The organism is Streptomyces sp. NPDC002566, assembly GCF_042889585.1.
Taxonomy (GTDB): Bacteria; Actinomycetota; Actinomycetes; order Streptomycetales; family Streptomycetaceae; genus Streptomyces.
In genome coordinates this window covers 892,779-915,832 of sequence record NZ_JBIARD010000003.1, presented here as the reverse complement: position 1 = coordinate 915,832, position 23,054 = coordinate 892,779, and the positions used below count along the sequence as shown (strand labels likewise).

General features: G+C 70.9%; 21 protein-coding genes and 2 tRNA genes. 12 read left to right on the top strand and 11 right to left on the bottom strand.

Going from position 1 to position 23,054, the window contains the following annotated elements:
- Window positions 1–5: 5 nt before the first annotated feature.
- From ACFYXA_RS16890 to ACFYXA_RS16870, 5 genes are all read right to left on the bottom strand, one after another.
- Entirely contained in the window at window positions 6–1,343 is a 1,338-nt protein-coding gene (locus tag ACFYXA_RS16890) for an LLM class flavin-dependent oxidoreductase (RefSeq protein WP_389033243.1), read from the bottom strand.
- Between the two features lie 149 nt (window positions 1,344–1,492).
- On the bottom strand, window positions 1,493–2,227 hold the full coding sequence (locus ACFYXA_RS16885) for an ABC transporter ATP-binding protein (RefSeq protein ID WP_389033240.1): 735 nt from the start codon (window positions 2,225–2,227) through the stop codon (window positions 1,493–1,495).
- Window positions 2,203–3,048 (bottom strand): ABC transporter permease, encoded by an 846-nt coding sequence (locus ACFYXA_RS16880; protein WP_352249169.1) that lies wholly within the window; start codon window positions 3,046–3,048, stop codon window positions 2,203–2,205. The genes ACFYXA_RS16885 and ACFYXA_RS16880 overlap by 25 nt, the downstream gene beginning before the upstream one ends.
- Before the next feature lie 5 nt (window positions 3,049–3,053).
- Window positions 3,054–4,121 (bottom strand): ABC transporter substrate-binding protein, encoded by a 1,068-nt coding sequence (locus ACFYXA_RS16875; RefSeq protein WP_351090972.1) that lies wholly within the window; start codon window positions 4,119–4,121, stop codon window positions 3,054–3,056.
- A 255-nt stretch (window positions 4,122–4,376) separates the two neighbouring features.
- Complete coding sequence (locus ACFYXA_RS16870; RefSeq protein WP_389033235.1) at window positions 4,377–5,624, bottom strand: ROK family protein; 1,248 nt, start codon at window positions 5,622–5,624, stop codon at window positions 4,377–4,379.
- A gap of 463 nt (window positions 5,625–6,087) precedes the next feature.
- On the opposite strand from ACFYXA_RS16870, the gene ACFYXA_RS16865 reads away from it, so the two are divergent.
- Window positions 6,088–6,666 (top strand): biotin transporter BioY, encoded by a 579-nt coding sequence (locus ACFYXA_RS16865; RefSeq protein ID WP_130436762.1) that lies wholly within the window; start codon window positions 6,088–6,090, stop codon window positions 6,664–6,666.
- A 110-nt stretch (window positions 6,667–6,776) separates the two neighbouring features.
- Here the strand turns inward: ACFYXA_RS16865 and ACFYXA_RS16860 are convergent, their stop codons facing one another.
- Window positions 6,777–7,493, bottom strand: a complete 717-nt coding sequence (locus tag ACFYXA_RS16860) for a hypothetical protein (protein WP_389033231.1) — start codon at window positions 7,491–7,493, stop codon at window positions 6,777–6,779.
- 212 nt (window positions 7,494–7,705) lie between these two features.
- Between ACFYXA_RS16860 and ACFYXA_RS16855 the strand changes: the two genes are divergently transcribed.
- The gene (locus ACFYXA_RS16855; RefSeq protein WP_389033228.1) at window positions 7,706–9,310 is read left to right on the top strand and encodes a protein kinase; all 1,605 of its coding nucleotides are present in this window, start codon (window positions 7,706–7,708) and stop codon (window positions 9,308–9,310) included.
- 60 nt (window positions 9,311–9,370) lie between these two features.
- Here ACFYXA_RS16855 and ACFYXA_RS16850 read toward each other — a convergent pair whose 3' ends face one another.
- Window positions 9,371–10,846, bottom strand: a complete 1,476-nt coding sequence (locus ACFYXA_RS16850) for an amino acid permease (RefSeq protein ID WP_352245131.1) — start codon at window positions 10,844–10,846, stop codon at window positions 9,371–9,373.
- Between the two features lie 229 nt (window positions 10,847–11,075).
- On the opposite strand from ACFYXA_RS16850, the gene ACFYXA_RS16845 reads away from it, so the two are divergent.
- Both ACFYXA_RS16845 and ACFYXA_RS16840 read left to right on the top strand, forming a co-directional pair.
- Window positions 11,076–11,561: a ribose-5-phosphate isomerase gene (locus ACFYXA_RS16845; protein WP_351090985.1), complete on the top strand. Its 486-nt coding sequence runs from the start codon at window positions 11,076–11,078 to the stop codon at window positions 11,559–11,561.
- A 75-nt stretch (window positions 11,562–11,636) separates the two neighbouring features.
- Entirely contained in the window at window positions 11,637–12,449 is an 813-nt protein-coding gene (locus tag ACFYXA_RS16840; RefSeq protein WP_389033223.1) for an Fpg/Nei family DNA glycosylase, read from the top strand.
- 7 nt (window positions 12,450–12,456) lie between these two features.
- On the opposite strand, the gene ACFYXA_RS16835 is transcribed toward ACFYXA_RS16840, so the two are convergent.
- The gene (locus tag ACFYXA_RS16835) at window positions 12,457–13,719 is read right to left on the bottom strand and encodes a GNAT family N-acetyltransferase (protein WP_389033220.1); all 1,263 of its coding nucleotides are present in this window, start codon (window positions 13,717–13,719) and stop codon (window positions 12,457–12,459) included.
- A gap of 163 nt (window positions 13,720–13,882) precedes the next feature.
- Between ACFYXA_RS16835 and ACFYXA_RS16830 the strand changes: the two genes are divergently transcribed.
- Together ACFYXA_RS16830 and ACFYXA_RS16825 are read left to right on the top strand one after the other, a co-directional pair.
- On the top strand, window positions 13,883–15,067 hold the full coding sequence (locus tag ACFYXA_RS16830; protein WP_352245128.1) for a PP2C family protein-serine/threonine phosphatase: 1,185 nt from the start codon (window positions 13,883–13,885) through the stop codon (window positions 15,065–15,067).
- A gap of 41 nt (window positions 15,068–15,108) precedes the next feature.
- Window positions 15,109–15,567: an HD domain-containing protein gene (locus ACFYXA_RS16825; protein ID WP_352245127.1), complete on the top strand. Its 459-nt coding sequence runs from the start codon at window positions 15,109–15,111 to the stop codon at window positions 15,565–15,567.
- On the opposite strand, the gene ACFYXA_RS16820 is transcribed toward ACFYXA_RS16825, so the two are convergent.
- Window positions 15,564–16,730, bottom strand: a complete 1,167-nt coding sequence (locus tag ACFYXA_RS16820; RefSeq protein ID WP_389033216.1) for an acyltransferase family protein — start codon at window positions 16,728–16,730, stop codon at window positions 15,564–15,566. The two genes, ACFYXA_RS16825 and ACFYXA_RS16820, sit on opposite strands and share 4 nt — an antisense overlap.
- Before the next feature lie 442 nt (window positions 16,731–17,172).
- Here ACFYXA_RS16820 and ACFYXA_RS16815 point away from each other — a divergent pair, with 442 nt between their 5' ends.
- A complete protein-coding gene (locus ACFYXA_RS16815; protein ID WP_130436771.1) occupies window positions 17,173–17,367 on the top strand; it encodes a hypothetical protein in 195 nt (64 codons plus the stop codon).
- A 102-nt stretch (window positions 17,368–17,469) separates the two neighbouring features.
- Here the strand turns inward: ACFYXA_RS16815 and ACFYXA_RS16810 are convergent, their stop codons facing one another.
- On the bottom strand, window positions 17,470–17,616 hold the full coding sequence (locus ACFYXA_RS16810) for a hypothetical protein (RefSeq protein ID WP_389033213.1): 147 nt from the start codon (window positions 17,614–17,616) through the stop codon (window positions 17,470–17,472).
- A 210-nt stretch (window positions 17,617–17,826) separates the two neighbouring features.
- Window positions 17,827–17,897 (bottom strand) — tRNA-Gly (locus tag ACFYXA_RS16805).
- A 151-nt stretch (window positions 17,898–18,048) separates the two neighbouring features.
- Here ACFYXA_RS16805 and ACFYXA_RS16800 point away from each other — a divergent pair.
- The 5 genes from ACFYXA_RS16800 to clpX all read left to right on the top strand — a co-directional run bounded on the left by ACFYXA_RS16800 (window position 18,049) and on the right by clpX (window position 22,927).
- Window positions 18,049–18,125, top strand: a tRNA-Pro gene (locus ACFYXA_RS16800).
- A gap of 199 nt (window positions 18,126–18,324) precedes the next feature.
- Complete coding sequence (gene tig / locus ACFYXA_RS16795; protein ID WP_352245124.1) at window positions 18,325–19,704, top strand: trigger factor; 1,380 nt, start codon at window positions 18,325–18,327, stop codon at window positions 19,702–19,704.
- A gap of 406 nt (window positions 19,705–20,110) precedes the next feature.
- Window positions 20,111–20,716 carry an ATP-dependent Clp protease proteolytic subunit gene (locus ACFYXA_RS16790; RefSeq protein ID WP_352245142.1) on the top strand — a complete coding sequence of 202 codons (606 nt, stop codon included), beginning with the start codon at window positions 20,111–20,113 and terminating at the stop codon, window positions 20,714–20,716.
- Between the two features lie 67 nt (window positions 20,717–20,783).
- Window positions 20,784–21,449 carry an ATP-dependent Clp protease proteolytic subunit gene (locus ACFYXA_RS16785; RefSeq protein WP_130436773.1) on the top strand — a complete coding sequence of 222 codons (666 nt, stop codon included), beginning with the start codon at window positions 20,784–20,786 and terminating at the stop codon, window positions 21,447–21,449.
- A 191-nt stretch (window positions 21,450–21,640) separates the two neighbouring features.
- Window positions 21,641–22,927 (top strand): ATP-dependent Clp protease ATP-binding subunit ClpX, encoded by a 1,287-nt coding sequence (gene clpX / locus ACFYXA_RS16780; protein WP_130436774.1) that lies wholly within the window; start codon window positions 21,641–21,643, stop codon window positions 22,925–22,927.
- The last annotated feature ends 127 nt before the right edge of the window (window positions 22,928–23,054 follow it).

The following is a 23,054-nucleotide window of genomic DNA, read 5'->3' as shown; positions in this document are numbered from 1 at the left end:
TCCTTTCAGACCAGGGCGGGGGTGTGGACGTACTGGTTGGCGGGGCGGGGCAGCCCGTAGCGCTCCCGCAGGGTGCTGCGGCCGCCGTACTCCGTGCGGAGCAGGCCGCGGGCGCGCAGGATCGGGACGACGTGGTCGACGAAGGCCTCCAGACCGGAGGGCAGGACCGCGGGCATGATGTTGAAGCCGTCGGCGGCGCCCTGGGTGAACCAGGTCTCGATCGTGTCGGCGACCTGCTCGGGCGTCCCGGCGACGGTGAGGTGGCCTCGGCCGCCGCCGAGCCGCCCGATCAGCTGCCGCACGGTGAGCCGCTCGCGCCGGGCCAGAGCGACGACGAGCGTGTAGCGGCTCTTGGCGCCTTCGACGGCGTCCTCGGACGGCAGGCCGGCGGGCAGCTCGGCGTCCAGCTCCAGCGTCCCCGGCTCCAGCTGGAGCAGCTGCTCCAGCCGCCGGACGCCGTGCTCGTGGACGATGTGGTCCTCCAGCAGCCGCTCGTTCGCCTCCGCCTCGGCCTGCGTCGAGCCGAGCACCGGCACGATCCCGGGCAGCACCTTGATGTGCTCGGGGTCCCGGCCGGCCGCCGCCGTGAGCGACTTGAGGCCGGCGTAGAAGGCCCGCGCGTCCTCGATGGTCTGTTGGGCGGTGAAGACGGCCTCCGCGTAGCGGGCCGCGAACGCCTTGCCGTCCTGTGAGGACCCGGCCTGCACCAGCAGCGGGTGCCCCTGCGGCGAGCGGGGGACGTTGAGGGCGCCCTCGACGCTGAAGTAGCGGCCCTTGTGCCGGGGCGGATGGATCTTCGCGTCGTCGCCCCACACGCCGGCCGCCTTGTCGGCGACGATCGCGTCGTCCTCCCAGCTGTCCCACAGCTTCAGCGCCACGTCGAGGAACTCGGCGGCGCGGGCGTACCGCTCGGCGTGGGCGGGCTCGGCGTCGAGACCGAAGTTGCGGGCGGCCTCGGCGCCCGCGGTGGTGACGATGTTCCAGCCGGCCCGGCCGCCGCTGATGATGTCCAGCGAGGCGAACTTGCGGGCCAGGTTGTAGGGGGAGTTGTAGGAGGTGGACGCGGTCGCGATCAGGCCGATGTGCTCGGTCGCCGTGGCCAGCGCGGTCAGCAGCGTGAGCGGCTCCAGCGCGCCGGCCGGGCGCTGGGCGATGTCGCCCCACAGCTGCGGTCCGTCGGCGAGGAAGAGGGAGTCGAAGGTGCCGCGTTCGGCGGTTCTGGCGAGCCTGACGTAATGGCCCAGCTCGACGTGGGCGTACGGGTCGCTCTCGGGGAGCCGCCAGGAGGCCTCGTGGTGGCCGGTGTTCATCAGGAAGGCGTTGAGGTGCAGTCGCCGGGTCATGGGTGTCCCTTGCTCTGGACAGGGGGAGGACTCTTGAAGTTCCGGCCGGGCTGTGCAGCCCGTCCGGTGTTCGAGGACGAGGCCCGTTCAGGGCCGAAGCGGGGGCGTGGGGGCGGCGGCCCCCGCAGGACGGCCACCCGGACCGCCGGTCAGGCGATGTCCTCGGTGACGCCCAGCGCCGCCAGCAGCCGCTCGCGGTACTCCCCGAGCAGCGGGTCCCGGTACGAGCGCGGGTGCGGGCGGTCGACGGTCAGATCGACGGCGATCCGGCCGTGCTCCAGGACGAGGACCCGGTCGGCGAGCACGATCGCCTCGTCCACGTCATGGGTGACCAGCAGCACCGAGGGCCGGTGGCGCTCCCACAGCTCGCGCAGCAGGGTGTGCATCCTGATCCGGGTGAGCGCGTCGAGCGCGCCGAACGGCTCGTCGGCGAGGAGCAGTTCGGGCTCGCGCACCAGGGAGCGGGCCAGCGCCGCCCGTTGCGCCTCGCCGCCGGACAGCTCGTTCGGCCAGGCCTGCTCGCGTCCCGCGAGGCCGACCTCGGCGAGCGCGGCGCGGCCCTTGGCCTCGGCGTCCTTGCCGTCGAGGCCGAGGAGCACGTTGGGCAGTACCCGCCGCCAGGGCAGCAGCCGGGAGTCCTGGAAGACGACCGACACCCTTTCGGGCGCGCTCAGCTGCCCGCTGCCGGTGACCTCGTGGTCGAGCCCCGCGACCGCCCGCAGCAGGGTGGACTTGCCGGAGCCGCTGTGCCCGAGCAGGGCGACGAACTGTCCGGCGGGGATGTCCAGGTCGACGCCGTCCAGGACGGTCCGTCCGTCGAAGGAGCGGGTGAGCCCGCTCAGCCGGACGGCGGGACGGGTCAGTTGCTCAGTGTGCGGCGCCACGACAGCACCCTCCGTTCGACGATGCGGACCGCGCTGTCGGAGACCAGGCCGAAGATCCCGTAGACGACCAGGCCGACGAGGATGACGTCCGACTGGCCGTAGTTCGTGGCCTGGAACATCATGTAGCCGAGGCCGCTGGTGGCGTTGATCTGCTCCAGGACCACCAGTCCCAGCCAGGAGCCGGTCACGCCGAGCCGCAGCCCGACGAAGAAGCCGGGCAGGGCGCCGGGGATCACGATCTGCCGGATGAACCGGAGCCTGGACAGGCCCTGCACCTCGGCGAGTTCGACGAACCGGTGGTCGATGCCGGCCAGCGCGGAATGCGTGTTGAGGTAGATCGGGACGTAGACGACGATGGCGATGATCGCGATCTTGAAGGTCTCGCCGATGCCCAGCCAGAGGATGAACAGCGGGATCAGGCCGAGGGTCGGGATGGCCCGGTTGAGGTTGACCGTCCCGTCGATCAGCGCCTCCCCGGTGCGGGAGAGCCCGGAGACGAGCGCGAGCGTCACGCCGGCGGCCAGGCCGATCGCGAAGCCGGAGCCGGCCCGTTGCAGCGAGGTGAGGATGTCGGTGGTCAGCGTCCCCTCGGTCCACAGCCGGACGCCGGTCTCCACCACCGTCCAGGGCGCGGGGATCGCGGCGGGGTCGAGTCGTCCGGCGGCGGACGCGGCGGCCCACAGGGCGAGCAGCAGCAGCGGGCCGGTGAGCCGGGCGGCGGGGAGCTGTTTTCCGGGCGCGAGCCTTCGCCGGCGTTCCCGGGGGCGCTCGTCGGGGACGGCGGCGGGGGCGGTGGCCGTGTGCAGTGTGGTGGCGGTCATGGCGGTCACTTCCGGTACTCGGCCGGCACGGACTGGGCGGCGATGTGTTCGAAGCGGTGGTCGAAGAGCTCGGCGACGTCGAACTTCTTCACGAACCCGCCCTCGGCGAGCAGATCCGCGGTCTCCTGCTCCCACTTGATCGCCTCACTCCAACTGGGCGAGAACAGAGGCTTGTTGGCGAGTGCGGAGATTCCCTTGGCCTGTTCCGGGCTCAGGTTCTGCGTCTTGACATAGAACTCCTCGTTCCAGACGTCGGGGTTCTCCCACTGCCAGACCAGGCCCTTGGCCCACTGCGGGATGTACGCGGCGATCGCGGCGGCCTTGGCCGGGTCGTTCAGCACGGACACCGGCGCCCACAGCAGGTTGAGCAGGTCGACGACGTCGGTGGCGATGGTGTGGGCGCCCTTCGCCCCGTACTGCTTCAGGTAGGCCGGGGCCTGGCTGTTGGCGAGCGGCGCGATGTCCACCTGGCCGGACTGCAGCGCGGTGAGGAACTGGTTGCTGGTCAGCGGCACGAGGTCCACGTCGTCGTACTTCAGGCCCGCCTTCTTCAGCGCCCGCAGCAGGACGACCCCCTGCGCCTGGCCCTGCGAGAACGCCAGCTTGCGGCCCTTGAAGTCCGCGACGCTCCCGATGTCGCTGCCGGGCTTGGTGGCGAAGAGGTAGTTCGGCTTGCGCGTGAGGTTGATCGCGACGATCTTCGCGTCGAAGCCCTGGTAGTGCGCCTGGATCGGCGGGATGCCCGCGTTGTTGGCGAGGTCCAGGGACTTCGAGCGGAACGCGTTGATGACGTCGGGACCGGCGCCGATGTTCAGCCAACTCGACACCTTGAACGGCAGCTCGGGCAGTCTGGCCAGCTTGAACTGGAGCTGCTGGACGTTCTGGAAGGAGCTGATCCTCAGGCTGGTGCCGGCGGGCACCGTGGCCGGGATCGCGGCGGTGGAGGCGGCCTCGGACCCGGCGGCCGCGCTGCTCTCGGCGCATCCGCTCAGTCCGGCGGCAGCGGCGGTGGCGCCGAGCAGAGAGGTGAGGAAGAGACGCCGGTCGAGGCCGGACGCACGGGAAACGGGCATGGGAGGACCCCCAGGGGAAAGCAGCGGAAAGGCAGGGACACCGCAGGTGGAATTCCGGGCGCGAAAGAGCCCGGGAAAAGAATTCACACAACGTTGATCAGGCGTGGATTCCCGCGCCGTGAGGCGGGAAGAAGGCGCGCTCCCGGCGCGCCGGAAGCGTCAGCAACAGAGGGTGCGACAGCTCATGGGAAAGATGTTCCTGTCCGGGCGCCGGCCCTGTCAACATTCGGAGTTTCTGAATTAAGTCGACCCGGCTCAGGCGGCCGGCCGCAGCCGGGCGGAGACCGCCAGCGGATCCCGGTAGAGCACGTCGAGAGCCACCGCGCCGCCCGCCACCGCGAGCACCGAGTCCGGGAAGCTGCTCGGCGCGACCGACGCCGCCCGGTCCGGTCCGACCTCCTCCCGCAACGCGGCCAGGCAGTCCTCCCGGTGTATCGCGCCCACCTCGGTGACGACCACGCTCTCCGGGTTGAGCACGTCCATGAGCAGCGCCGCGGCCCGCCCCACCAGCCGTGCCCGCCCCACCAGCAGCCGCACGGCCACCGGGTCCCCGTCGGCTGCCGCGGCGACCACGTGCATCGGGTTGACCCCGTCGGTCACCCCGGCCGCCCGGGCCCGCCGGCACAGCGTCCGCTCGCTCAGCTCCACCTGGAGGCAGCCCACCCGGCCGCACTCGCACGGCTCGACGCCCCCGGTCAGCGGCAGATGCGCGATGGCGCCGGCCTGCGAGCGCGGTCCGTGGTGCACCTCGTCATGGGTGGCGAACGCCGCGTCGACGACGTTGCCGGCGAACAGGTGCAGCACACTGCGCCCGCCGCCCGCCCGCCCGAACAACCGCTCGGCGTTCACCAGCGCCCGCGCGTGCCCGTCCACCTGGACCGGCAGCCCCGTACGCATGCGGAACGCCTCCCGCACCGGCACGTCCCGCCAGCCCAGCAGCGGATGCTCGACCACGGTCCCCGAGTCCCGGTCGACCCAGCCGCCCACGGCCACGCCCACCCCGAGCGTCCGGCAGCCGGGCGCCGCGCCGAGCAGCGCGTCCAGCCCGTCGGCGGCCCGCGCCAGCACCGCGCCGGGCTCGGCGCCCTCGCGCCCCTCGTGCCGCAGCTCGCGCTGCGCCACCACCCGCCCGCGCAGATCCAGCAGCGCGACCGTCGTGTACGGCACCGCCACATGCACCCCGCCCACCACGAACCGCGAGTCGTCCAGGTCCACGGGGACGTGCGGGCGGCCCACCCCGTTGCTGCGCCGTGGCACGGCCGACTCCCGGATCAGCCCCAGCTCCGACAGGCGCGCGCAGTGGTCGGTGACGGACGCCGGGGACAGCCCGGTCACCCGCGCGATGGTGCTGCGCGCCACCGGCCCGTGCTCCAGCACCGACCGCAGGATCACACTGGCGCTGGTCCGCCGCCGGTCGCTGTCCGCGATACGGGAGACGGGGGAGGGCGGGGCTCCGGCGAACGAAGGAGACGTCGTCAGGGGAGAAACAGCGGTACGGGGCATGGAGAACTTCCTCGGGGCCGGTCCGACACTGCGCCTGCTGCGAAGGAGGCGCCACGGATCGGCTCCGCCCGCCTCACATCTGCCGGCGACAGGCGGCCGTGCCCACGCGTCGCAGGTCGACATGGCGACGCGACGAGAAGTTGAGGGACTGGGCGACCATGCGCCAGAAGCTAGCAAAGCCGTCCACGGCTGCCCAGACGGTGACCGACGGGCGAGACGGGTCCGGTCCACGCCCGCGCCACGATTGGTGGAACCCTACAGACGTGCGTCACCGGCTCCCCGTAGCCCGTGCCACGCCACCTCAGTGACCGGAGTCACGTCCGTACGGGTGTAACCCCCATCCTTTGTCCGGAGCCCACCAAGCCGCCGATCATCCGTTTGTCGACCACTGACGGTGAGCGGACCGCTCCCGCTGGGATAGCGTCGCCGTGTCCCCGAACCGTCCCCGTCCCGCGGAGCCCCCATGAGCATCGCCGCCACCACCGTCCGCCCCGGACAGGTCCTCGCCGACCTCCTCCCGGCCTCCCGTGTCCGGGACGCCGCGCTCGTGCTCGGCGGCGCCGCGCTCACCGGCCTCGCGGCTCAGATCGCCGTCCCGGTGCCCGGCTCCCCGGTGCCGGTGACCGGCCAGACCTTCGCCGCCCTGCTCGTCGGGACCACCCTGGGCGCCGGGCGCGGCTTCCTCGCCCTCGCCCTCTACGCCGTGGCCGGCGTCGCGGGCGTCCCGTGGTTCGCCGAAGCCGGCTCCGGCGCGGGCGCGGTGTCCTTCGGCTACGTCCTCGGCATGCTCCTCGCCTCCACCGTCGTCGGCGCCCTGGCCCGGCGCGGCGCGGACCGCGGCGTGTGGCGCATGGCGGGCGCCATGCTGATCGGCGAGGCGATCATCTACGCCGTCGGCGTCCCGTACCTGGCCTACGCGGCCGACATCTCCGCCTCCGCCGCGATCGCGGCCGGCCTCACCCCGTTCCTGATCGGCGACGCCCTCAAGGCTGCGCTGGCGATGGGCCTGCTGCCCACCGCCTGGAAGTTCGCGAACCGCTGAGCGACGGCCGGCCCGGCGCCGGCACCGGAAGAGGCCCGCTCGGGGCAGACCACCTGCCCCGAGCGGGCCTCTTCCGTGCGCCGTGGGACGGCCACGGCGGATCACGCGTGTCAGGCCTCGCGCCCTGGCGGCCGCCGCCGTGACCATCGCAGTCCGGCCGCGCCGACCACGATCAGCGCCGCCCCGGCCGCGCCCCACGGCAGGACGGCCGGCCCGGTCCGGGGCAGTTCGTCGCCGCCCGGCGCCGCCGGCGTGTTGTCCGTGCCGAGCAGCAGCGGCGTCGCGGGCGCGTTCGGCGACGGGTTCGTCGTACCGAACGGCACCGGGCCCTGCTGCCAGAACGTCTTCGCCCCGTCGGCGCTCTGGACGGGCAGGCAGATCCTCCCCTTCCGGCCCGTGTCGAAGGTCGCGCCGACCGCGTACGACTTCGACGCGCCGGCCGCGAGTTCACCGACCGGGCAGGCGAAACCGCTGTTCGCGCCCTCGGGGAGATCCTTCCGCGCGATCGCGGAGCACCCCGCCACCTTCTTCACCGTCAGCCCGTCGAACCCGACGACCAGCAGCCTGACGTCACCGCTCCCCTTGGTCCCCTCGTTGTGCACCGTGGCGGTGATCGCCGTTTCGTGCGAGGCGTTGTCGACCGAGATCCGCTCCGGCAGCAGCGTGCTCAGCTTGACGCCCGCGGGCGCCGCGTCGACGGCCTTCCCCCCTTCGCTGCTCCCGGGCCCCGGGTCGCCCGCGGCGGCGGGCAGGGCCAAAACCATCACCGCCGAGAAAGACGCCGCGATCAGCGATCCGGCGATGGTCGTCGTACGACGAGAACTCATGTTCGTCCCCCTTGCCTGCGCCTGAATTCGCAGTACCAAAAGAGGTACCACAAGATTTCTCCGCACTATGCTGATATGCCACCGAGTGTGACCATTGTGTTCCAGGGGTCGGGCAATGGAGGGGGTGCAGCGAATTGCCGGGGAGCGCGGGGAATCCAGGAATTACGGAAAACTCTGGGAACACCGGGAAAGGCGGTGTCCCGGGTTTTGTCGTGGCGGGCCGGTACCGGTTGGCCGAGGTGATCGGGCAGGGGGGAATGGGGCGGGTGTGGCGCGCCGCCGACGAGATGCTCGACCGGGTGGTCGCGGTGAAGGAGATGCGCATCGACGGCCTCGACGCCGAGGACGGCCGCACCCGCCGTGAACGCGCCCTGCGTGAGGCCCGCGCCACCGCACGCATCGACCACCCCGGCGTCGTACGGATCTACGACGTCGTCGACGAGGGCGAACGCCTGTGGATCGTCATGGAGTTGGTCGCCGGACGCTCCCTGGAGCGCCTCACCGCCGAGGAGGGCCCGCTCGGCCCCCGGGAGACGGCCCGGATCGGCCTCGGCCTGATCGCGGCGCTGCGCCAGGTGCACGCGCGGGGCGTCCTGCACCGTGACATCAAGCCGGGCAACGTCCTCATGGACGACGGCGGGTGGCGCGTGGTCCTCACCGACTTCGGCATCGCCGCGATCCAGGACGCCAAGGCGCTCACCATGGTCGGCATGCTGGTCGGCTCCCCCGACTACATGGCTCCCGAGCGGGTCTCGGGCAGGCCCCAGGGCGCGGCCTCGGACGTCTGGTCGCTGGGCGCCACCCTCTGCGCCGCCCTGGCCGGGCACTCCCCCTTCTCCCGCGGCACCACCCTCGCGACCCTCCACGCCGTGCTCTACGAGGAACCCGAACTCCCCTCCGGTGCGGGCCCGTTGCGCGAGATCCTCACTGGGGCGCTGCGCAAGGAGCCGTCGCTGCGCGCCGACCTGGACGCCCTGGAGAGCGCCCTGCGCCCGGTGGCCTTCCCCGCTCCGACCCCGACCCTGCCCGTGCACCCGGCCGGGACGCCCACCGCGGGGGCGGACGGGGCGGACCGGTCACGTGCAGCGACGGAACGCGGGCCGGCCCCGCCCACGGTCACCCGCGCGGATCCGCCGGCGCCGGGCGGGTCAACCGGCCCCGCCCGGCACCGCCGCACGGTGCGGTCGGCCGCGGCGGGCGCCGTGGCCGTGAGCGTGGCCGGCGCGCTGGTGTGGGCCGCGATGTCCGCGGGCGGGGCCGGAGCCGACGGGCCCGGCGCCTCGCCGCGGCCGAGCCCCGCGGTCACGGCCTCCGCCACGGCGAACGGCCCCACCGCCACTGCTGTCCCCGGCGGTTCCTCGCCCACCGTGGCGGGGACGTACCGGCCGCCGAGTCTGCCGCCGGGCGCGCACCAGGAGGCCGGCGGGTACGCATGGGCGACGCCCCGGGGATGGCGGCGGGACCTGAAGACGGGAGCGGAGGTGCACTACACCTCCCCGGACGGCACGCAGGAGCTCGTCGCCAAGTCCTCCCTGGCCCGGGGCGATCTGATGGAGACCTGGCGGACCTCCGAGCACAACGCCCGCCAGGGCCGGGGCTACCGCAAGATCCGCCTGGGGGAGACGAGGTTCCGCGGCCGGCCGGCGGTCGTGTGGGAGTACGCCTTCACCCTCGGGGGCGTCCCCTGGCACGCCGTCCTGCTGGGCTTCACCCAGGACGGGACGACGTACCAGGTCAACACCTGGTACCAGCCGGCCGTGGAGACGAGCGCGCTGCGGATCTACGAGAGGGCCAAGGACAGCTTCACCGTGCTCTGAACGCGCGAAGGGGCCCGCACGGGCGGGCCCCTTCGACGGTCCGGTGGAACGGACGTACGGCTACTTCTCGACCGGGACGGCGTCCTCCGCCACGGCCGGAACCTCGGCGGCGGCGGTCTTGCCCTTCACCTTCTCCTTCACGAAGGCGATGGCGATCACGACCGCCGCGACGAGCAGCGACAGCAGCACGGTCTCCCGGCCGTCGTGCTCGGTGTCGGTGAGCATGTAGCCGAGCACGAACACGATCAGCGCGGCCGTCGCCCAGGTCAGGTACGGGTACAGCCACATCCGCACGACCAGCTTCTCCGGGGCCTCCGCCTGGATGATCTTCCGCATGCGCAGCTGCGAGAAGCAGATCACCAGCCACACGAACAGCGCGACCGCGCCGCTGGAGTTGACCAGGAAGAGGAACACGGAGTCCGGGAACTTGTAGTTGAAGAAGACCGCGACGAACCCGAACACCACGGAGGCGATGATCGCGGCCATCGGCACGCCGCGGCTGTTCGTCCGCGCGAACGCCTTGGGCGCGTCGCCGCGCTGGCCCAGCGAGAACGCCATCCGGGACGCGGTGTAGAGACCGGAGTTCAGGCAGGACAGCACCGAGGTCAGCACGATGAAGTTCATGATCTGCCCGGCGTGCGCGATGCCCAGGGAGTCCAGGGCGGCGACGTAGGAGCCCTTCTCCTTGATGGAGGGGTCGTTCCACGGCAGCAGCGCGACGACGACGAAGATGGAACCCAGGTAGAAGACGCCGATACGCCAGATGATGCTGTTGGTGGACTTCGTCACCGCGCGCTGCGGGTCCTCGGACTCGCCGGCGGCCAGGGTCGCGATCTCACTGCCCATGAAGGAGAAGACGACGAGCAGCACACCGGTGAGGATGGCGCCCGGTCCGTTGGGCAGGAAGCCGCCGTGCTCGGTGAGGTTGCCGAGGCCCGCCTTGTCGCTGTCGACGCCGGGCAGCACGCCGAAGACGGCGAGTCCGCCGACGACGATGAAGGCGCCGATGGCGACGACCTTGATGCCGGCGAACCAGAACTCGAACTCACCGTAGGAGCCCACGGAGACCAGGTTGGTGGCGGTCAGGACCACCATCACGATCAGCGCCCACCCCCACTGCGGCACCGCCGGTATCCACGACTCGAGGATCGCGGCGCCGGCGGTCGCCTCCACGGCGAGGACGACGACCCAGAAGAACCAGTACAGCCAGCCGATGGAGAAGCCGGCCCAGGGGCCGAGCGCACGGTCGGCGTGCGCGGAGAAGGAGCCGGAGGTCGGGTTGGCCGCGGACATCTCCCCGAGCATCCGCATCACCAGCACCACGAGCGTGCCGACGAGGGCGTACGACAGGAGGATGCCGGGTCCGGCGGTGGCGATGCCCGAGCTGGATCCTACGAACAGTCCGGCACCGATGACGCCACCGATGGCGATCATCGAAAGATGGCGGTTCTTGAGGCCCGCCTGCAGACCGGGACCGGGTTCTTCGGGGCCTCCGGGGCCGTTTTCGGCCTTCTTCAGAGTCGGCTGCGAAGTCATGGAACGGGGTTTCCTTTGCGCCGCGGGGTGTCTCTCCCGTACGAGCGGATGTACGGGCCGTACGAAGGGGTGTACGAGCCGGTCCAGTGAATCCGAGGCATTGGAATTCGGGAACCTTTGATTCCGGATCGTTACTTGAGGTTTTCCTGAGGTTCCAATGGGGCACGTAGGTTTTTCGGGCCCGACACCCCGCGCTGCTACCCCGCAACACGCGTGTCACACTCATCCCATGCGCGTGTATCTCGGCTCGGACCATGCCGGCTTCGAACTCAAGAACCATCTCGTCGAATGGCTGAAGGAGGCGGGCCACGACCCGGTCGACTGCGGCCCGCACATCTACGACGCCCAGGACGACTACCCGCCCTTCTGCCTCCGCGCGGCCGAGCGGACGGCCGCCGACGCCGACTCCCTCGGCATCGTCATCGGCGGCTCCGGCAACGGCGAGCAGATCGCGGCGAACAAGGTGAAGGGCGTGCGCGCGGCCCTCGCCTGGAGCGAGGAGACGGCTGCTCTCGGCCGCCAGCACAACAACGCCAACGTCGTCGCCATCGGCGGCCGGATGCACACCCAGGACGAGGCGACGAAGTTCGTCGAGACCTTCCTCGCCACCCCGTTCTCGGGTGACGAACGCCACATCCGCCGCATCGACATGCTGTCGGACTACGAGACGACGGGCGACCTGCCCGCGATCCCGCCCCACCACCCCCAGCAGTAACCCACCCCACCCCGCCCGACCCGCCGGGCCGGGCGGGGACCGGGGGAGACGACGGCAGCGGAAGGACGGCGCGCAGTGCCGGAAGGGCACACGATTCACCGGCTGGCACAGGACTACGCCGCCCGCTTCACCGGCACGGCCCCCCGCCTCACCAGCCCCCAGGGCAAGTTCAGCGACGCCTCCGACCTCCTCACCGGCACCCCGCTCACCCGTACCGAGGCCCACGGCAAGCACCTGTTCCTCGGCTTCGGCGCCGCGCCCTCCTGGATCCACATCCACCTGGGCCTCTTCGGCAAGGTCACCCTCGGCGAGGCCCCCGCGCCCCCGCCCACGGACACCGTCCGCCTCCGCCTCGCGACCGGGACGTCGTACGCCGATCTGCGCGGCCCGACCACCTGCGCCCTGATCACCGAGGCCGAGAAGCAGGCGGTCCACGCCCGGCTCGGCCCCGACCCGCTCCGCGAGGACGCCGACCCCGGCATCGCCTACCGGCGGATCTCCCGCAGCCGGACCGCGATCGCCGCCCTCCTGCTGGACCAGAAGGTCATCGCCGGCGTCGGCAACGTCTACCGCGCCGAGGTCCTCTTCCGGCACGGCGTCGATCCGTACCGCGCGGGCCGGGACGTCACTCCCGCCGAATGGGACGCGATCTGGGCCGACCTCGTCGCCCTCATGCGCGACGGCGTCCGCGACAACCGCATCGACACGGTCCGCCCGGAGCACACCCCCGAGGCGATGGGCCGCCCGCCCCGCGTCGACGACCACGGCGGCGAGGTCTACGTCTACCGCCGCACCCACCAGCCCTGCCACCTCTGCGGCGAGACCGTCCGCACCGCCGACCTCGCCGCCCGCAACCTCTTCTGGTGCCCGACCTGCCAGAAGGACTGAACCCGCCCTAGAAGCCGTGCGGCAGCCAGGGCGCCGCCCAGCCGCCGAACGCCACCGACGCCTCCTCCAGCGCCCCCGGGCGCAGCTCCCGCACCCGGCCGGCTGCGGCGAGCGACCCCAGGCTCACGCCCCCGAGATACACCGCCCCCAACTCCCGTACCGACAGCGCGAGATCCGCCGCGTCCGTCGTCCGCGCACAGCTCGCCCCCTTCGCGTCGCCGGTCAGCCGCCAACGCCCCGTGTTCCACGGGCAGAAGGCGTCCTCGACCTCCAACACCACGTCCACCGGGGCCGGATACGTCCGCGCCTCGAGCGCGGCCCCGACGTCGACCAGCCGCACGTACAGCGAGTCCCGCACCCGCAGGTCACACCGGCGCACGTCCGAGACGAGGTGCTGCCAGCTCTCGTCCACGGGCCGGCCGCGCACCTTCAGCGAGGTGGTCAGGTCGATCCCGAAGAGGAACCGCCACAGCGCCGCGCCCGAACAAGGGTCGACCGCGACCAGATCCTGCAGCACCACCTGCCCGTTGTGCCCGGAGTCCGTCCACCGCGGACCGACCCGGAACCGGGCGTACCCGCTGACCTCGCCGTCCCGCTCGGCGAGCACGCACTGCAGCGGCGACGCGCCGCCCCGCGCGCTCTCCGGGTCGAGCACCCCCAGCCGCTCCCACCCGGGCCGCCGCGCCAGCATCCCCGGCCGCAGCGGCACCGTGCGCGCGTACAGCGCCTCGCACGCGTCCAGGCTGCCCAGGGGATCGGCGTAGCGCAGGCGTACGTCATCGGTGCCGGACGGGACGGACAGCCGCACCCGGCTGGTGTCGATCTCGGCGTGGAGGGAGGAGGTCGCCGCGCCGTACCCGAACCGGCCGTAGATCGCGGGCTCGGAGGCGGTGAGGACGGCCAACGGCTCGCCCCACGCGCGTATGTCGTCGAGCTGGCGCCGCATCATCGAGGTCAGGACGCCGCGCCGCCGGTGCGTGGCCGCCACGGAGACCATCGTCACGCCCGCGGCCGGCACCGAGGCCCCGCCGGGCACCGTCAACCGGAAGTCGAACGCCCCCGCGGTCCCCACCAACAGGTCGCCGTCCCAGGCGGCCAGGGAACGCTCGTACGGAGTGAGCGCTCTCCACAACTCACGCTCCTCACCGGCATCGTCGACGCCACCGAAGGCGCGCACCAGATTGTCGTACCATTCGTCCCAACCGTCCTGCCGCAGCACCGTGAGAGCCGCGGCCGGAAGGGGCGCGCGCCCCGTCGCCTCAGTCGTCATGAATCATGCCTACCAGCGCAATGCGGGACGAGCCAGGGAATTTCTCCCTCCTCGCGGCGGAATCGCTTTCCGTGCCGTTCACTGTGAAGTTCGAAGCTCGGACGGGGGACAAGTGGGACCTCCCGTGCCAAGCGGCGGGTCGGATGGATAGGGTCCCGAATTAATGGCGGCAGGACGACAGCGGCGAGCGGAAGCCGAGACGTCTACGGCCCGGTTGAAGCACCTCGTGCACCGGGTCCGCACCGGCGTGCGCCGGAGCGCCGTCGACTACTTCCGCGGCGACGGCTCGGACTGGATCGCGCTCGCCGGACTGCTGCTCACCGTCCCGCTGATCGCCGCCACCACCCTCGCCAACTCCGTCTGGTGCTCGCCGGCCGCGCTCGTGCTGCCGATCGTTGCGGGCGGTCTCCTGCTGCGCCCCGCGAGCCTGTTGGGCCTGTACGCGGCGGCGGCCACGGCCCTCATCGTGGAGTCGGTGCAACTCGGCCCGTACACCGAGGGCCCCTCCCGGGTCACCCCGGGCGTCGTGCTCGTCGTCGCGGCCTGCGGCCTCTTCGGGCTGCTCATCGCCCAGTTCCGCAGCCGGGTCGGCGTGCCGTGGCGGCGCGGCGGCACGATGCTGTTCGACCTGCGTGAACGCATCCGTGTGCAGAGCAAGTTGCCGACGCTGCCGAAGGGCTGGCACCGCGAGATGGCGCTGCGGCCCGCCGGCGGCCAGTCGTTCTCCGGCGACTTCGTCGTCGCCGCCCGCACCAACGGCGGCCGCACCATGGAGGTCGTCCTCACCGACGTCTCCGGCAAGGGCATGGACGCCGGCTCGCGCGCCCTGCTGCTGTCCGGCGCCTTCGGCGGCCTGCTCGGCTCGCTGCCCCCGCACGCCTTCCTGCCCGCCGCCAACGGCTATCTCCTGCGCCAGGACTGGGACGAGGGCTTCGCCACCTCCATCCACCTCGTCCTGGACCTCGACTCCGGCGACTACGAGCTGTACTCGGCCGGGCATCCGCCGGGCCTCCAGCTCAGCGCGGGCAGCGGCCGCTGGGAGGAGAAGGCGGCCGAGGGCCCGCTGCTCGGTGTCTACGAGGGCGCCCAGTTCGACCCGGTGAAGGGGATACTGCGCCCCGGCGACGTGCTGATGCTGTTCACGGACGGCCTGGTGGAGACCTCCGACCGGGACATCGTCGAGGGCATCGACCGCCTCACCGGCGAGGCCGACCGCTATGTCGCCGGCGGCTTCCAGGGCGCCGCCTGGCATCTGATCGAGGCCGTCGCCAAAGACGTCAACGACGACCGCGCCCTGCTCCTGATCTGCCGCGAGGGCCCCACGGCCCAGACGCCACCGCTTCTCTAGTGCCACCAGGGCCGGCAGCCGACACGAGGGAGAGGTCCCGCATGCTCACGCTGACCGAGGTCGAGGCGCTCGCCCGCGCCGCGCACGAGGGCCAGACCGACAAGGCGGGTCGCCCCTACGCCGAACACCTCCAGGCGGTCGCCGAGGGCGTACGGGACCGGGGCGGCGACGCCGACCAGATCGCCGCCGCCTGGCTGCACGACGCCGTCGAGGACGACGCCCTCTCGGAGACCTGGCTGCGCGAGGCCGCGCTGAGCGACCGTACGAAAGCGGTCGTGCTGGCCGTCACCAAGCGGGCCGGGGAGACACCCGAGGCATACGCGGGGCGCGTCCTCGCCACCCCGGGCGCGCTGCTGGTGAAGGAGGCCGACCTGGCGCACAACGCGGACCCGGCCCGGCTGGCCGTTCTGGACGCCCCGACCAGGTCCCGGCTGACCGGGAAGTACGCGCACATGCGCGCGCTGCTCGGCCTCACCGACGGCACCGGGACGGCCGGCTAGGCCGAGACGCTCTCGCGCCGCTGCTCCCTCGCACGCAGACGCTCCCGCTCCTGCTCGCGTTCCCGCGCCTCACGGGCGGCGTCCCGGCGGAACGCCCACTCCATCCCCGGCTCCACCACGCACCGGAACACCCGCCGGACGGGCTCGGTGCACAGCAGGGTGACGGCGGCGCCCACGGTCAGGCTGACGGCGATCACGCCGAGCGGGCCGTGCAGCCAGGCCGGCTCGAACAGCCCGGCGTAGATGGCGCTCTTGAGCAGGAAGCCGTGCAGCAGATAGCCGTACAGGGTGCCCGCGCCGAGCGAGGTGAACCAGGTCGTGCGACCCGGAACCAGCGCGAGGAAGCAGGCGGTCAGCAGCAACGAACAGCCGAACATGGCGAGTTGCATGAGCGGGCCGACCCACCAGGGCGCGCCCATCTCCTGCGCGGAGTCACGGTGGTAGAACCAGGCGTGGTCCATCCGAGGCACCGCCCAGTAGGCGAAGGCCAGCGAGAGGGCGAACAGCGGCACGGCGGCGATCCGCGCCGTACGGCGGCGCACCAGCTGGAAGTGCTCGGGCCTCAGGCACAGCCCCAGCACGAAGAACGGCAGGAACTGCAGCAGACGCTGGAGGTCGAGGTCGTCGCCGATGGCGGGGGAGAGCGACGCCAGCATGGCGACGGCGAGCGCGACCGGCAGCGGACGGCGGAGCAGGTTCCACACGGGGGTGGTCAGCCGCCAGACGAACAGCGCGCACAGGAACCACGTCAGGTAGTACGGGTCGAGGAGATTGAGCTCCTGGTCGGCGTTGCCGCCGGCGTAGCGCGCGAAGAGGGTGTAGCCGGCCTGGAACACGACGTACGGCACGGCGACGCCGGTGACCAGCCGCTTCAGCCGGTTCTGGCTCGCGTCGAAACGGCGGGAGAAGTAGCCGGAGATGACGATGAAGGCCGGCATGTGGAACGCGTACACCACGAGATACGCCGCCTGGAGCGGCCGGTCGCCGCCCTTGAGGGGCTCCCAGGAATGAGCCACCGCGACCAGCACGATCGCCAGGTACTTGGCGTTGTCGAAGAACGCGTCGCGCTGTTCGGGCCGTCTGTCCGGGGACTCCCGGCGCTGATCTTTCTCGCTCGGGGAAGAGCGCGGGCTCGGCACGAGAGACGAAGCGGCGTGGAACATCTGAGGCACCCTAGCGTTGTCCGCGGCGATCCGTGAAACGCGTGAGTGTGTTTCTCATTATCCGAGCCCGGCTGCCCGCGAATTAGCCGAACTCGGCGCTCGCATTGCTGTCTTGTGGGTCACAGAGCGCCCCGAATGTCGTGAATCATCCAGACTAAAAAGTACATACCGCCGGTTGTGGGCCCGTAGTCACCCGCCTCCCGCCACAATTCGAATCCTTTACGCAGCAGTTGTGAACGAACTGCGGGAACAGGCCCTCGAATTACGGTGCGAGGCCCTTTTCCCATGCCCCGCGCGCGATACGTGAGGGACGGTCGGCGTCGAGGATGCGTCACGGGCCGCATATAAGGGGCCTGTTGGTGGCACGATGGTCTCTGCGGGGTACGCGGGGTCGCGACCCCGGGCCGGCAGTGCGGAACCGACCGAGGGTGTGTGATCAGTTGTGGCCATCTCACTGTCAGTGGTGCTGCTGTTGGCGATCGTCCTGGTCGTCCTGATCCGGGGCGGCTCCATCAAGGCGGGCCCCGCCATCGTCGCGATCCTCTTCGGCTTCTTCCTCGCCTCGACCGGCATGGCCCCCTCGATCAACCGCTTCCTCAACTCCCTGGCGGAGACGATCAACCAGATCAGCTTCTGAACGGGGCGTCGGAGCCCTTCCCGATCACGCCGGGTTCTCTTCACCTGGCGCGCGGCCCGAGCCCGGCGGCGCTGCACTGCCGGTCGGGACCGGCGCCGGGGCTCACAGCGGCTGTGCGGGGTGGCTGCCACCGGGACCGCGGCGTTCGGCGAGCAGCCGCTTGCGATGGCCCCTGCGGCGCAAAGCGGTGACGAGGGAGATGGCGGCGCCGACGCCGATGCCGAGCATCGTGACGGCGGCAGCCAGCACCAGCCGGCCTCCGAACGTAAGTCCCTGAGCCAGATCGCCGGGCTGCATCCGGCGCAACCTGGATCATCCGCGCCGACTCGCCCCTTCTTTCCAGCGTGACCGGCTGAGCCCAAGGGGCACGCGGGGGGCGCGACGGACTGATCGGGACCCCCGAAAGCGATCAGGGCCAGGTGGAGGAGTGATCCTCCGGCCTGGCCCTGAGTCGTGCAGAGCGGGCGACGGGAATCGAACCCGCGTAGCTAGTTTGGAAGACTAGGGCTCTACCATTGAGCTACGCCCGCACAGGACGCGCCACGGTGTGGCCGCGGCACTGCAGGCATCGTAGCGGGTCCGGTCGCCCCGTCGCACACTGTGGTCCTCCGGTCGCGTCGACGCTCGGTAAATGCGGCGGTCGGGCGGGCCGCGGGCATGTACCCTACGTGTCGCACCAGACGGGGTGTGGCGCAGCTTGGTAGCGCGTCCGCTTTGGGAGCGGAAGGCCGTGGGTTCAAATCCCGCCACCCCGACCACCTGCGCGAACCGCCTGCGCGATCCCGCCGTACGCCTGGCCGTCGATCGTCTTTTGGGCGGTCCCCCGGCTGCGGCTACTATGCAAACTGCGCGCCCGTGTGTCCCGAGCCCACTCGGCCTGAGAATCCCGGGCGGCGAATCGCCGGACCTGTCTGGCTCCGGCGAAACCCAAGAAGTCAGCCACAAGGAGACCGAACCGTGAAGAGCGCCGTGGAGACCCTGAACCCGACCCGGGTTCGGCTCACTGTCGAGGTGCCCTTCGAGGAGCTCAAGGACAGCCTCGACGCGGCGTACAAGAAGATCAACCAGCAGGTCACGGTGAAGGGCTTCCGCAAGGGCAAGATCCCTGCCCGCGTCATCGACCAGCGGTTCGGCCGCGGTGCGGTCCTGGAGGAGGCCGTCAACGACGCGCTTCCGAAGTTCTACACCGAGGCGGTCAACGAGGCCGAGATCGACGTCCTCGGCCAGCCGGAGGTCGACATCACCGAGCTGAAGGACGGCGAGACGCTGAACTTCACCGCCGAGGTCGACATCCGCCCCTCCCTGGACCTCCCGGAGGACTTCTCCTCCATCGAGGTCGAGGTCGACGCCGTCGAGGTGACCGACGAGGACGTCGAGAAGTCCGTCGAGCAGCTCCGTGAGCGCTTCGCCTCCACCTCCCCGGTGGAGCGCGCCGCCGAGGACGGCGACGTCGTCACCGTCGACCTCGAGGCCAAGGTCGACGGCGAGGTGCTGGAGGACGGCGTCGCGAGCGGCGTCTCCTACACCATCGGCTCCGGCGAGCTCCTCGACGGCATCGACGAGGCCGTCAAGGGCCTGGAGGCCGGTGGCGAGACCACCTTCACCTCCGAGCTCAAGGGCGGTTCCGCGGCCGGCAAGGAGGCCGAGGTCACCGTCAAGGTCACCCAGGTCGCCGCGCGTGAACTCCCCGAGCTGGACGACGACTTCGCGCAGCTCGCCTCCGAGTTCGACACGCTCGACGAGATGAAGGCCGACAGCCGCAAGCGTCTCGCCGACATGAAGCAGTTCGACCAGGCCACCCAGGCCCAGGAGCGCGTCCTGGAGAAGCTCCTGGAGCTCGTCGAGGTGCCCGTCCCCGAGAAGCTGCTCGAGGACGAGGTCAACACCCGCAAGCACAACCTCGAGCACCACCAGCTCGGTCAGATGGGCCTGACCCTCGACAAGTACCTGGAGATCCAGGGCAAGACCGCCGAGGAGTTCGAGACCGAGACCCGCGAGGCCGCGGTCAAGGGCATCAAGACCCAGTTCGTCCTGGACGAGCTCGTCAAGCGCGAGAAGCTCAACGTCAACCAGGAGGAGCTCACCGAGCACCTCATGCGCCGTGCCGCCTCCTCCGGCATGTCCCCCGACCAGTTCGCCCAGGCGGTCGTCGAGGGCGGCCAGGTTCCGCTCCTGGTCGGCGAGGTCGCCCGCGGCAAGGCCCTGGCCCTGGTCGTCGAGTCCGCCACGGTGAAGGACACCAACGGCGAGGTCATCGACCTCGACGACGAGGACGAGGAGACCGAGGAGACCGCCTCCGCCGAGGCGGAGACCTCCGAGGACAAGAACGAGGCCTGAGCAGCCGAGCGTCACCGCTGAAGCAGTCAGAAGGGGCCCTGGGGCGATCAAGCTCCGGGGCCCCTTCGGCGTACGCCGGGGCAGACCACCCAGGGGCGCGGGGCTGTGCCGAAATGCGGCTCCGCCGCGCGGGCGCGATCAACCACCGACCGCCCCGCAGCCCGATGACCGCCGCAAGCACCCCGCGACGATCCGCCCCCACCCCCGGCGGAGCGCCCCGGCGGAGCTCTACGCCCCCGGCGAACACTCACCTCTCCGGGATTCCCCGAAGGGACCCGCGCGTTAGGGTCCATGAATACGAGGGCAGGGGAGTCGCCGAACCGCCGGACGGCCCCACGCCCCGGCAGAACACGTGAGACGGCCCGGCGCCGTCGTAAGACGAGCAGGTGGATACGTGACGAATCTGATGCCCTCCGCCGCCGGCGAGCCTTCCATCGGTGGCGGCCTCGGTGACCAGGTCTACAACCGGCTGCTCAACGAGCGAATCATCTTCCTCGGACAGCAGGTCGACGACGACATCGCCAACAAGATCACCGCACAGCTGCTGCTCCTGGCCGCGGACCCGACCAAGGACGTCTACCTGTACATCAACAGCCCCGGCGGCTCGGTGACGGCAGGCATGGCGATCTACGACACGATGCAGTACATCCCGAACGACGTGGTCACCATCGCCATGGGCATGGCCGCGTCCATGGGCCAGTTCCTGCTGACCGGCGGCGCGGCCGGCAAGCGCTTCGCGCTGCCCCACGCCGACATCATGATGCACCAGGGCTCCGCCGGCCTCGGCGGTACCGTCTCGGACATCAAGATCCAGGCCGAGTACCTGCTGCGGACCAAGAAGCGCATGTCGGAGCTGACCGCCCAGCACTCGGGCCAGACGGTCGAGGCGATCATCCGCGACGGCGACCGCGACCGCTGGTTCACCCCGCAGGAGGCCAAGGACTACGGCCTCATCGACGAGATCATCACGCATGCCTCCGGTGTTCCGGGAGGCGGCGGCACCGGAGCCTGACCGCTCCGGCCTCGCCCCGCACCGCCGAGACTTCAGCCCGTAACGCACCAGGATGGTGAACACGCACATGAGCAACTTCCCCGGCGCCGCCAGCGGCCAGTACGAAGGGCCCCGGCCCGACAGCCGCTACGTGGTCCCGCGCTTCGTCGAGCGCACCTCCCAGGGCATCCGCGAGTACGACCCGTACGCGAAGCTCTTCGAGGAGCGCGTGATCTTCCTCGGCGTCCAGATCGACGACGCCTCCGCCAACGACGTCATGGCGCAGCTGCTGTGCCTGGAGTCGATGGACCCCGACCGGGACATCTCGGTCTACATCAACAGCCCCGGCGGCGACATGACCGCCCTCACGGCCATCTACGACACGATGCAGTTCGTGAAGCCGGACATCCAGACCGTCTGCATGGGCCAGGCTGCCTCCGCCGCGGCGATCCTGCTCGCCGCCGGTACGCCCGGCAAGCGCATGGCCCTGCCGAACTCCCGCGTGCTGATCCACCAGCCGGCCGGCTCCACCGGCCGCGGGCAGCTCTCCGACCTGGAGATCATCGCCAAGGAGTTCACCCGGATGCGCGACCAGCTGGAGAACATGCTGGCCAAGCACTCCAACCAGCCGATCGAGAAGATCCGCGAGGACATCGAGCGCGACAAGATCCTCACGGCCGAGGAGGCGCTGGAGTACGGCCTGGTCGACCAGATCATCTCCACCCGGAAGATGAACAACAGCGAAGTACGCTGACGCGGGCGTGGTAACGTCCGCCGCCCCTTGGCGCGGTGTGTGACACGGTCCACGTGCGGTGGGTCGCAGTGAACCGTGCCAAGGGGGGCCCGAACGGGGGGCCCGGCAAGGTACCGTCGGACATAAGGCAGCACCAGGAGCCGCTGGACTCTTAGCGTCCAGTCGTCTCCCAGGCGAAGGGGAAGCACACCGTGGCACGCATCGGTGACGGCGGCGATCTGCTCAAGTGCTCGTTCTGCGGCAAGAGCCAGAAGCAGGTCAAGAAGCTCATCGCAGGGCCCGGTGTGTACATCTGCGACGAGTGCATCGATCTCTGCAACGAGATCATCGAGGAGGAACTCGCCGAGACGAGCGAGGTGCGCTGGGAGGAACTCCCCAAGCCCCGCGAGATCTACGAGTTCCTGGAGGGGTACGTCGTCGGCCAGGAGCCCGCGAAGAAGGCCCTTTCCGTCGCGGTGTACAACCACTACAAGCGGGTCCAGGCCGGCGAGAACGGCGGCGCCCAAGGCCGTGACGACGCCATCGAGTTGGCGAAGTCCAACATCCTCCTGCTGGGCCCCACGGGCTCCGGCAAGACCCTCCTCGCGCAGACCCTCGCGCGCATGCTGAACGTCCCGTTCGCGATCGCCGACGCCACCGCGCTCACCGAGGCGGGATACGTCGGCGAGGACGTCGAGAACATCCTGCTGAAGCTGATCCAGGCGGCCGACTACGACGTCAAGAAGGCCGAGACCGGGATCATCTACATCGACGAGATCGACAAGGTCGCGCGCAAGAGCGAGAACCCCTCCATCACGCGTGACGTGTCCGGCGAGGGCGTCCAGCAGGCCCTGCTGAAGATCCTCGAGGGCACCACGGCCTCGGTGCCGCCGCAGGGCGGCCGCAAGCACCCGCACCAGGAGTTCATCCAGATCGACACGACGAACGTCCTGTTCATCGTGGGCGGCGCCTTCGCGGGCCTGGAGAAGATCATCGAGACCCGGGCCGGCGCCAAGGGCATCGGCTTCGGCGCGACGATCCGCTCCAAGCGGGAGCTGGAGGCCAAGGACCAGTTCGAGGACGTCATGCCCGAGGACCTGGTCAAGTTCGGCATGATCCCCGAGTTCATCGGCCGCCTTCCCGTCATCACCTCGGTGCACAACCTGGACCGCGAGGCCCTGCTCCAGATCCTCATCGAGCCGCGCAACGCGCTGGTCAAGCAGTACCAGCGCCTCTTCGAACTCGACGGCGTGGAGCTGGACTTCGAGCGCGAGGCTCTCGAGGCCATCGCCGACCAGGCGATCCTCCGCCAGACCGGCGCGCGCGGCCTGCGCGCCATCATGGAGGAGGTCCTGATGTCGGTGATGTACGAGGTGCCCTCCCGCAAGGACGTGGCCCGCGTCGTCATCACCGCCGACGTCGTCCACTCCAACGTCAACCCCACCCTGATCCCGCGCGACGCCCGCGGCCGGGGCCCGGGGGAGCAGAAGACGGCGTAGCACCGCCGCCCCACACCAGAACGAGGGCGCTCCGACCGCGTGTTGCGGTGGGAGCGCCCTCGTTCGGGCGAGGCCAACACCGCCTGAGCGTTCCAGCGCCGGCGGGCAGGCTGCCGATTCCAATGCC

Coding starts and splice junctions, on each gene's coding strand:
- ACFYXA_RS16890 (WP_389033243.1), bottom strand. CDS start 1,343: ATGACCCGGCGACTGCACCTCAACGCCTTCCTGATGAACACCGGCCAC.
- ACFYXA_RS16880 (WP_352249169.1), bottom strand. CDS start 3,048: ATGACCGCCACCACACTGCACACGGCCACCGCCCCCGCCGCCGTCCCC.
- ACFYXA_RS16875 (WP_351090972.1), bottom strand. CDS start 4,121: ATGCCCGTTTCCCGTGCGTCCGGCCTCGACCGGCGTCTCTTCCTCACC.
- ACFYXA_RS16870 (WP_389033235.1), bottom strand. CDS start 5,624: ATGCCCCGTACCGCTGTTTCTCCCCTGACGACGTCTCCTTCGTTCGCC.
- ACFYXA_RS16865 (WP_130436762.1), top strand. CDS start 6,088: ATGAGCATCGCCGCCACCACCGTCCGCCCCGGACAGGTCCTCGCCGAC.
- ACFYXA_RS16860 (WP_389033231.1), bottom strand. CDS start 7,493: ATGAGTTCTCGTCGTACGACGACCATCGCCGGATCGCTGATCGCGGCG.
- ACFYXA_RS16850 (WP_352245131.1), bottom strand. CDS start 10,846: ATGACTTCGCAGCCGACTCTGAAGAAGGCCGAAAACGGCCCCGGAGGC.
- ACFYXA_RS16845 (WP_351090985.1), top strand. CDS start 11,076: ATGCGCGTGTATCTCGGCTCGGACCATGCCGGCTTCGAACTCAAGAAC.
- ACFYXA_RS16835 (WP_389033220.1), bottom strand. CDS start 13,719: ATGACGACTGAGGCGACGGGGCGCGCGCCCCTTCCGGCCGCGGCTCTC.
- ACFYXA_RS16830 (WP_352245128.1), top strand. CDS start 13,883: ATGGCGGCAGGACGACAGCGGCGAGCGGAAGCCGAGACGTCTACGGCC.
- ACFYXA_RS16825 (WP_352245127.1), top strand. CDS start 15,109: ATGCTCACGCTGACCGAGGTCGAGGCGCTCGCCCGCGCCGCGCACGAG.
- ACFYXA_RS16820 (WP_389033216.1), bottom strand. CDS start 16,730: ATGTTCCACGCCGCTTCGTCTCTCGTGCCGAGCCCGCGCTCTTCCCCG.
- ACFYXA_RS16790 (WP_352245142.1), top strand. CDS start 20,111: ATGCCCTCCGCCGCCGGCGAGCCTTCCATCGGTGGCGGCCTCGGTGAC.
- ACFYXA_RS16785 (WP_130436773.1), top strand. CDS start 20,784: ATGAGCAACTTCCCCGGCGCCGCCAGCGGCCAGTACGAAGGGCCCCGG.